Source organism: Protofrankia sp. CiP3 (assembly GCF_917627345.1).
GTDB lineage: Bacteria > Actinomycetota > Actinomycetes > Frankiales > Frankiaceae > Protofrankia.
In genome coordinates this window covers 2,223-3,905 of record NZ_CAKJTM010000038.1, presented here as the reverse complement: position 1 = coordinate 3,905, position 1,683 = coordinate 2,223, and the positions used below count along the sequence as shown (strand labels likewise).

At 64.2% G+C, this 1,683-nt stretch carries 2 protein-coding genes; both read right to left on the bottom strand.

From position 1 onward, the window contains the following. Nucleotides 1–433: 433 nt before the first annotated feature. On the bottom strand, nt 434–700 hold the full coding sequence (locus MJ797_RS14470) for a DNA-binding protein (protein ID WP_239335036.1): 267 nt from the start codon (nt 698–700) through the stop codon (nt 434–436). Beyond that, nucleotides 697–1,389 (bottom strand): hypothetical protein, encoded by a 693-nt coding sequence (locus tag MJ797_RS14465; protein ID WP_239335034.1) that lies wholly within the window; start codon nt 1,387–1,389, stop codon nt 697–699. The genes MJ797_RS14470 and MJ797_RS14465 overlap by 4 nt, the downstream gene beginning before the upstream one ends. Nucleotides 1,390–1,683 lie beyond the last annotated feature (294 nt).

Here is a 1,683-nt window from a genome sequence, read left to right as displayed (position 1 = left end):
TATTGCCGGTCACTCTAAAGCTGCTGGTCAGATCATGTGAGCGATATCACTGACCAGGCCGTTCCGCGGGCCTCGACCTGACGAAACCGCACGAGCACGGTCGTAACCAGGCGTTTCGCCGCTCAGCATCGTGCACGGGTTCGAACCCTCCCCGGGTGGTCCGAGGGGCCGGCCGATCTGCGGATTGCCGAGTAGAACCGGCCCGCACAGAGATCGGAGGCTCGTGCCGGACGAATGACGCGGGCCGCCCGGCCCACGGACAGCCCGACCATCACCGGCGGCACGGTGAACACTGGGACGATCGTTCTGCCGCGGACGGGGCAGGCCTCGCGCGACGGCCGGGCTGGGATGTGTCCGTCTCGTACGCACCGTGGACGCGACAGGGGCAGCCTTGGTGCTGCGATCGCCGCTCAATTCGGCCTCGGATTCGCCCCTACGTGATGCTTCGGGCGAACGAGGCGCCGCGCTGGACGTCGTCAAGGCAGACCCGGCTTTCGTCAATCCCCAGGGCGTGCAGCAAGCCGGCCGTCGACACCTGATAACGCCAGCCAAGTCGCATAACCGGGCAGGGGAATTGCTGGGCGTGCACCAGCTTGTACGCGGTATTGATCGAGACGCCTACCGCCCGCGCCGCAGTTGTCAGATCCACGACGGTCGGCAGGTCGAAAAGTTCTGGAAAGGTCAGCCGCCGACCGGTCATGCCGCACGCTCCGTCGATCCTCCCGGAAGGTGGAGTGCCCTATCGAGCCCGAGTCGGTGCGCGAGAGCGCCCAGCCTTTCTCCTTCCAGGGCGCTTCCGGCGGCGGCACTCTCGTCGACGACCGGAACGTCGTCTCTGACCAGGCGGACCACCGTCTGGCTCGACGTGGAGTCGTCATATCCGTAAGCACGGAGGCTTCCCAGCAGTTCGATGTCGGCTGTGGGCGTCTCGGCCCGAGCCCGTGCGCTGGCCTCCTGAACGTGGCGATAGGTGGTCCACCAGAGCCAGCTCCCGAGTGCTGGCCTGTTCGGGTCGGCAACGTGGAGGACCTCAACGAATCCGGCGACAGCCTCGGATTCAAGTTCGCTGGAATCCAGCGGACTGCCGTAACGACGGCACCGGCGGCAGATCCGGCGAAGGCCGGGCACCATCATCCAGATGACCGCGGTGTCCCAGGGATCCTTCGCCTCACTCGCCAAGCGGACAAGTGCCGACCAGATCGCATCTTTGATGCCGGCAGGCACGGCGGGGTCCGCAACCCGTTCGCGTGCCGCCTTCAGCGACAGTCGGATGACTCTCTGATCAAGTTCGGGCTGCGACACCTCGACAGATAGCGTCAACATCTGCGGTGACAGCCCGAAGTAAGCTTCGATCGAGTCGAGTATGCGGTCATGAAGTGGTAGGACCACTATTGTTCCTCCTCGCTCCTGCAGATCGAGAAGACTCCATCCGAATGATTCTTACATCGATGTAGTTTCCCCGCTCTCATCACGTTATCGCCCGATCTGGGAGATGCATGTTGCCCCCGTGTGGTCCCTGCCTGAAATTATGATTGCTTCCCGTCAGCCTGGATGTATAGGGGACCGCCGTCTGCGAAGTGCCCCTTGGCCGTCCCTGGCGGTGGCGTCCCGGCTGCAGCTACCTCGGCGACCTACGGCGTCAAGCCGGCAGCAGAGTCACGGGGCGACTTCAGAACAGGTTCT